This is a genomic window from Psychrobacter sp. FME6 (assembly GCF_014861365.1).
Lineage (GTDB): Bacteria > Pseudomonadota > Gammaproteobacteria > Pseudomonadales > Moraxellaceae > Psychrobacter.
Map to the genome: position 1 here is coordinate 26352 of NZ_RRYW01000028.1, position 7040 is coordinate 33391.

The window sequence follows — 7040 nt, forward strand, 5'->3', positions numbered from 1 at the left end:
ATAATTACTTATTGATGACTATAAATATTGCTACAGCACATATTGCTACAGCCATTAATAAGCAGACAACACCGTTAATTGACCATACCAAGGATATCTGATGAGCGCATTACAACAGCTTCGCACCATGACCACCATTGTCGCTGATACGGGTGATCTTGCCGCCATTGCGCGCCTAAAACCTATCGATGCGACGACCAACCCCAGCCTAATAACCAAGGCTCTCATGCATCCTGACAACCAAAGTATGCTATCAGAAACCATGAGTCAGCATAACGGTGATATAGATGCGGTGATTGACGCACTGACGGTTCAAGTGGGCTGCGATATTTTAGACTTAATCAAAGGCCGTGTCTCAACCGAAGTCGATGCTCGTCTGTCTTATGACACCCAAGCGACGATTGATAAAGCTTTAGCGTTTATGGATGCTTATCAAAAAGCGGGTATCGAGTCAGAGCGTGTATTGATTAAGATGGCAGCGACGTGGCAAGGTATCGAAGCCGCACGCTATCTAGAAACTCAAAACATTCACTGTAACTTAACCTTGTTATTTGGTCAGCATCAAGCGATTGCTTGTGCTGATGCAGGCGTGACCTTGATATCGCCCTTTGTGGGACGTATTTTAGACTGGCAAAAACGCCAGCAAAACCGTCAACATGTCCCCGCTACTGATGATATGGGGGTGCAATCGGTCAAGCTCATTTATCAGTATTACAAACAACACGGTTATAAAACTCAAGTCATGGGCGCAAGTTTCCGCTCGACTGAGCAAATATTGGCTTTGGCAGGTTGTGACTTACTGACCATCGCGCCCAACCTCATCGACGAGCTGGCAGAGATGGATGTAGAAGTGATGCAGCAGCTGTCACCAAGTATGTCAATGGATTTGGCCGATATGACCAAAGTGAGCCTGACTGAAGAAGAGTTCAGTACCGCCTATCAGCAAGACACGGTTACTCAAGATTTATTACCTAAGGGTATTGACGGCTTTATCGCTGCACGTAATGAGCTTGCTCAAATGTTAGCGTCTATGCGTAGCTAAGCGCGATTAAGCCAATGTTCCGATATTCCAGTGCGCTAAGCCTAAATATAAACGATAATAAACATTGCCAGTAAACTGCGAGAATAACTAGGGGCTGTATAGAATTCAGCTAAGGAACTGACAGAGACTATTTTTTAGGCAATTCGACGCCAAAAATAGTAAGTTTAGTTATTCTAAGCGCGATAGTTTTGGCTATGAAGTGGCAAAAAATAGTCCTGTTCCTTCGGACTGATGCTAAAATCGCCCCAGACGTTGTTGTAAATCTAGCTAAGGTCTCGACATTACCTTCGATTTACGCCTAGTCTGGAATTATTTTAGCGATCAGCAGTCCTAATAGATGAATTCTATACAGCCCCTAGTAGGTAATAAAAGAAATTTGCCTGCTAATATCAAGTTGGCTATTATAAGCGACCTCAAATAACAACAAGCAAGGCTGAACTATGAAACGGCTAGCAGTGATATTAGCAAGTAGTACGCTGGCGATGGGTGCTCAAGCAGCCAACTGGTCAACAGTAGCAGAAAGTCAGACCGGCTCCATTTTTAGCGTAGACTTGGATTCTATCGAACGCTCAGACATCAGTATCATCGATGAAAAGCGTGTCGACAACATTACCGTCTCCATTCGTAGAGCTTATCCTGCACAAAAAAGTGTCACTAAACCCACTACGAAAGCTGTGACGAAAGACAGTAAAGAGAAAGACCCGAAGGAAAAGGACAGCAAAGATAAAGTTGCTAAAGAAACGCGTATTCATCATAGCGATCAACAATGGCTTATCTCTTGTAAGGACGCCAGCTACTATAGACGAGCCTACGTTGATTATGCCGCTAACGATAAGGTACTAAAATCTTGGCAATCGGATAAACCAATCCTGACCACCAAAGATTTTAAAGTCACTACGCCAAAAACGATTAGCCGAGTACTCATCGAACAGTCTTGTAAAAGCTACGAACAAGCCAAGTAAAACACACCAAATAAAATCAAAGAAAGCGCGCCGAATGAGTTCAGCGCGCTTTTTTATGTCAGTGCTTTACTTATCCTTAGCAAATAATGTTCGTCAGTCAGTTAGGCTTTTAATTTAGGCCTTTAATACGGTATAAACCGGCACTGGAAACTCACCATGTAAGTCGACCAAATCTAGTAGCACTAACGCCCCTACCACGGTATGTTCTGCAGATTTGCACAGCTCGTAAGCCGTGGTTAGCGTACCGCCAGTGGCCAGGATATCATCGACCAATAGCACACGCTCAGGTGGCAGATTATTTTGCATCTCAAGCGTGTCTTTACCATACTCAAGCGCATAGGCTTTATTGGCGACAGGCGGTGGCAGTTTACCGGGTTTACGTAGCAAAATCATACCTTTGCCCAATCGACCTGCCAGCAAGCTAGCAAAGACAAATCCGCGCGCTTCAACGGCGCCTAAACAGTCTACTTCGTCGAGTAAACCCGTCGGCAATGCGGCGAGCAGCGCATCAATCACCTCATTAATATGACTGCGCAGTAACGGGGTAATGTCATAAAAATCAATGCCGACTTTCGGAAAGTCTGGTACTGTGCGAATGATTTGCCAAAATGGATGATCGGTATTGAGCGTATTGGATGACTCGGTGGTATTGGCTGATGTAACGGCGGTGTTAGCGCTCATAATAACCCTTAGCTTGTATGACTTAGATGATGATATAACAGTGGCAAACAATGACTGAATCGGTGAAATTTTCGGTGATAATTATATCATAATCAGCCTTAATATAGCGGCAAATAGCACGGAAAAAGCCCCGCTTAAATAAACAAAGTGATAGCTAATGACTTGATAAAAGCTATTCAATCTCAATATACAAGTGTAAACTTAACTATAAAAACAACGGTTATATGCTAAACTACGTGCGCTTTTAAGGTCTATATATTGACCAGAATAGTTAATATTAGCTTTAAAAAAATATGTGTCATACTGGTAATAATCGATAGGACTATTTATGAAACGTTATGAATGTATCGTCTGTGGCTGGATATACGATGAAGAACTCGGCTGTCCTGAAGAAGGTATCGCACCTGGTACTAAATGGGAAGATATCCCTGATGATTGGACATGCCCAGAATGCGGCGTTGGCAAGCTTGATTTTGAAATGCTCGAATTTTAAGCGAATGCCCGACTCTCTAACTAGGATACTTCATGACAGAACCAAACGACATCACTCATGCTAACTTGACTGAAAACTCAGATAAAATTTCAGTCAGTTACCCTACTCCAGAATGGCAAAAATTTGGCGAATACCAATGGCGTGATTCAGACTTGAGCGAGCATCTTTATCAATCGATGATAGACATCGGTGATGGCATTGAGCTGTGCGTTGAAGCCGGTGGCAACCCCAATAATCCGCCACTGCTGATGATAATGGGGCTTGGCTCACAAATGGTATTTTGGCCAAACAATTTTATGAAGCGCCTTATTGATGCGGGTTTTTTTGTGATTCGTTTTGACAATCGTGATATTGGCTTGTCCTCCAAAGTGCAAATTGACGGCCTACCCCGTATTAGCCAACTCAAAATGATGATGCGGCTGCAAACAGGACTGTCTAATAAAGGCACTCAGGTTGCTTATAACTTAACCGATATGGCAGAAGATACCGCGCGCTTAATCAAAGCGTTGCGGCTTAGCAAGACCCACCTAATAGGTGCCTCTATGGGCGGGATGATTGCCCAAATTGTGGCAGCACGTTATCCAAGCTTGGTACAACGCATGGCGCTGATGTTTACCACCACCAACCGTGCCTTTTTAAAGCCGCCCAAACCGAAGCAGCTATATACACTTATCAATCGTCCTGAGAGCCATTCTGAGCGCGATATTGTGCGCCATAGCGTTTGGTTTATGAAGACGGTCGGCACGCCAGGACATGTGAATGTACGTATGGTGCGTGAAATTGCCAAGATACGTTATCAGCGTAACTTCCATCCGCTCGGTACGGTACAACAGCTCAACGCCATCTTGGCCTCAGGCTCGATTAGCAAATACAGTAAGCAAGTCAAAGCACCAACTATCGTACTGCATGGTAGTGCAGACGGCCTGTTACCTGCCTCGCAAGGACGTGTCGTTGCCAAAACCATTCCCAATGCTAAGTTTCACTTAATCGAGGGCATGGCACATGACATTCCTGAATATTATCAGCCTTATATGGTCGACTTGATTAGTAATCATTTATTGGATAAGTAGCTTTTTATTAGAAAAGCAGCTTTAATATTTTAGCTTGCAAAAATGACTATTTAAAAAAGAGCCTATAGCGATTGATGATTGCTTAAGCTATTTTCATGGGGAGATCCTAACATGAGTACTCATGCCGATTTATCTTATGTAAAATTCAGCGCATACATTACGACCACTATCATAATAGAGAAATAACACTGTGAATAAGTACTTAGCCATACTATCAGCACTTCTATTAGTTGGTTGCACTCCCAATGTCAAAGTAACACCCAATAATCTTCCTGATGCCTACTTAAATCAGCCTTATACAGTCGATGTAGTAGTTACAGGGGGTACTGTTATTAACCGTAGTTTCTCTTCGAAAACTTCAAATACTGATTTTAAAATCATTCCTGGAGTTAGGGACAGTGGTCAAGACAATTATAACAACCTGAAAATTAATGGTATAGCAACTACACTCGAACCTATAAGTATTTATATGTATGGTGAAACATATGGAACTAACTTTCCAGGAGCTGGTTTTGAACAAGAGTACACCATTGAGGTAAAAGTTGCTAAATAAGCACTCAGCCACCCTATAAATACTGCTATTAGTTGGATGTGCTCCTAGTGTTCATGTAACACCTAATAAATTACCTGACGCTTACCTTAATCAATCCTATCAAGCCAATATAGAGATTACAGGGGGTACTGTCGTCGATCTCAACTTCCATTCTGAAGTGTCTGACGCTAGTTTCAAAATTATGCCAAGTCTTGCAGAGGGAGGTTATAAAGATTATAACCTGTTGACCGTGACTGGCACACCTACAGCATTAAAGCCTGTTCATATTTATATCGCTGGGGATACATACGGAACTAACTTTCCAGGATCTGGTTTTGAACAAGAGTACACCATTGAGGTAAAATCTAATAAGTAGTTGAGTTAATCAAATATCTCTGAATAACTACCTACCTATGCTAATTAGTGAACTAAAGATATATAAGCTTTTTTCAGAATAAACATGGTATTAAGTTTTAATCACAACCGACACCAGCGCCGTCTTTATCAATGCACATCTTATTACCATTTTTTAAATTACCTATCCATGCTTTGCCACCTGTAAATATAAACGCTGGTTTACCTTGGTAGCTATCGCCAGTACTGACGCCACTATTGTCAAAGCGAAAAGGAATCACCAGCTCACCACCAAGATTGACAAAGCCCCAGTCGCTATCAATACGCACGCCTGCCAATCCTTCCGAAAATGGCCGTACTTCATCAAATGAATAGGTAATCATGGTGACGTCATTGTCATCGATGAACCCCCATTTACCGTCTTGTTGATGCGGCTGTAAGGTCGTAAATTGATTGGCAGGTGCTTGTTTTGGTTTTGACGCCGATGAATTAGCAGAAGCTGGGTCCCTATCTGTTTGCGTACTGCCCCTGTTATTAGGATCGCTGGTCGTTTTACCATTTTTATCCAGCCAACTAATCGCGCGGTTTTTGTGGACGCGGGCGAGTCCATTTTGATAGTTATCAATATCGCTAAACGACGCTGAAAACGGCACAATGGTTTTATTGGCAGTATTGATTACCCCATAGTTGCCGTTCTTTTTTACCACGATACGCCCTTCTGACACTGCCCTTGCCCAGCCTGATGATTCGACCAATACGTCATACACGGTAGGCACAACTTCGCGGCCCTTCATATTGACATAACCGACTTTATTGCTACGCTGGACGGGGATTAAGCCACCCGCTATTTTGTCCGCAGCAACCTTTTGATAACGTGATAAATCAACCACCTTATTGCCTTCTTTATTCAACAACGCCACGGGTGCACCAAAATCTTTTGTCGCTAAAAAGTAACCACTACTAGCCGTACAAGAAACATTTTTATAATAGCTTTTAGGCAGTTTGCAGCTGGCAGCTTGTGCCGTTGGCAAAAAAAATACCGCACTTAACAGAATACCAATACCCCCACAAAGGCGCGACACAGGCAGCTGTTTGACGCTCATCTCATACGACGCTCGTGGTTGAATATTTTTTCTGTTTAGAGTAAATAGTAATGACATAAGTGATGATGACCTAAATCGAGATGGTATAAAGGATTTCGACACACTAACTTCAAAAAGATAAAAACTAAACGACTATCTGTATAGTTCATATTTTATGCAAAGTTACCGTATTATAAGCTGCTAAACAAACCAATAGCGAGCAAAGCGCCAACTTTAATACGCTAAACATACGTCACAGAGTAATAACAGTAAAACTCATATCAAACCCTGATACCAAAAAAGTGCATGTCTGATGTCAATTAGCATCAAAAGGTTTACAATCACCTCTTTAAAACTCACTATATTTATAACCGGTCTGTCCATCGACCAAAAAAACCTTTAGATATGTTTTATAGAGATATTTTATGGCTGACGACTCTTCACGCTCTGCATCCATTGGCTTACTTATTGGTTGTATTATTTTTGGTTTAGGCAGTTTGATTGTGGCTCATGTCGATATTGGCGGTTGGGCGATGTCATTTTGGCGGCTTGCAATATCGGGTGTCGTGTTTACTATATTGGCTAAAATTATGGGCCAGCGCTTACCCTACTCCAAACGTGCTATCGTTTATGGGTTATTATCTGGTGCATTTTTAGGCTTGGATTTGGCACTGTGGCACGAGAGTATTTATGCGGTCGGCCCTGGTATTTCAACCTTACTTAACAGCTTGCAGATTTTCTTTTTAGCCGCGATTGGCTTTTTATATTTGGTGGTGTTCTAAAAAGTATGCTGGCATCAGACATAGCCATAATTGACATAGAAG

7 protein-coding genes and 1 pseudogene are annotated in these 7040 nt (G+C 42.2%); 6 read left to right on the plus strand and 2 right to left on the minus strand.

Features of this window, described 5'->3' with window-relative positions; translation table 11 throughout:
* The first annotated feature begins 100 nt into the window (after nucleotides 1-100).
* Entirely contained in the window at nucleotides 101-1042 is a 942-nt protein-coding gene (locus tag EI162_RS06000) for a transaldolase (protein WP_192523500.1), read from the plus strand.
* Between the two features lie 440 nt (nucleotides 1043-1482).
* Complete coding sequence (locus EI162_RS06005) at nucleotides 1483-2004, plus strand: hypothetical protein (RefSeq protein WP_192523501.1); 522 nt, start codon at nucleotides 1483-1485, stop codon at nucleotides 2002-2004.
* A 114-nt stretch (nucleotides 2005-2118) separates the two neighbouring features.
* On the opposite strand, the gene EI162_RS06010 is transcribed toward EI162_RS06005, so the two are convergent.
* Nucleotides 2119-2685 (minus strand): adenine phosphoribosyltransferase, encoded by a 567-nt coding sequence (locus EI162_RS06010; protein ID WP_192523502.1) that lies wholly within the window; start codon nucleotides 2683-2685, stop codon nucleotides 2119-2121.
* A 328-nt stretch (nucleotides 2686-3013) separates the two neighbouring features.
* Here EI162_RS06010 and EI162_RS06015 point away from each other — a divergent pair, with 328 nt between their 5' ends.
* The 3 genes from EI162_RS06015 (at nucleotide 3014) to EI162_RS06025 (ending at nucleotide 4801) form a co-directional block, all read left to right on the plus strand.
* Nucleotides 3014-3178 (plus strand): rubredoxin, encoded by a 165-nt coding sequence (locus EI162_RS06015; RefSeq protein ID WP_068406924.1) that lies wholly within the window; start codon nucleotides 3014-3016, stop codon nucleotides 3176-3178.
* A gap of 32 nt (nucleotides 3179-3210) precedes the next feature.
* Nucleotides 3211-4248 (plus strand): alpha/beta fold hydrolase, encoded by a 1038-nt coding sequence (locus EI162_RS06020; protein ID WP_192523503.1) that lies wholly within the window; start codon nucleotides 3211-3213, stop codon nucleotides 4246-4248.
* Between the two features lie 190 nt (nucleotides 4249-4438).
* The gene (locus EI162_RS06025) at nucleotides 4439-4801 is read left to right on the plus strand and encodes a hypothetical protein (protein WP_192523504.1); all 363 of its coding nucleotides are present in this window, start codon (nucleotides 4439-4441) and stop codon (nucleotides 4799-4801) included.
* Nucleotides 4802-5253: 452 nt separating this feature from the next.
* Here the strand turns inward: EI162_RS06025 and EI162_RS06030 are convergent, their stop codons facing one another.
* Complete coding sequence (locus EI162_RS06030; protein WP_225735165.1) at nucleotides 5254-6294, minus strand: WG repeat-containing protein; 1041 nt, start codon at nucleotides 6292-6294, stop codon at nucleotides 5254-5256.
* A 347-nt stretch (nucleotides 6295-6641) separates the two neighbouring features.
* Between EI162_RS06030 and EI162_RS06035 the strand changes: the two are divergent.
* Nucleotides 6642-6983: pseudogene (locus EI162_RS06035) on the plus strand (EamA/RhaT family transporter); the annotation flags it as partial.
* Nucleotides 6984-7040 lie beyond the last annotated feature (57 nt).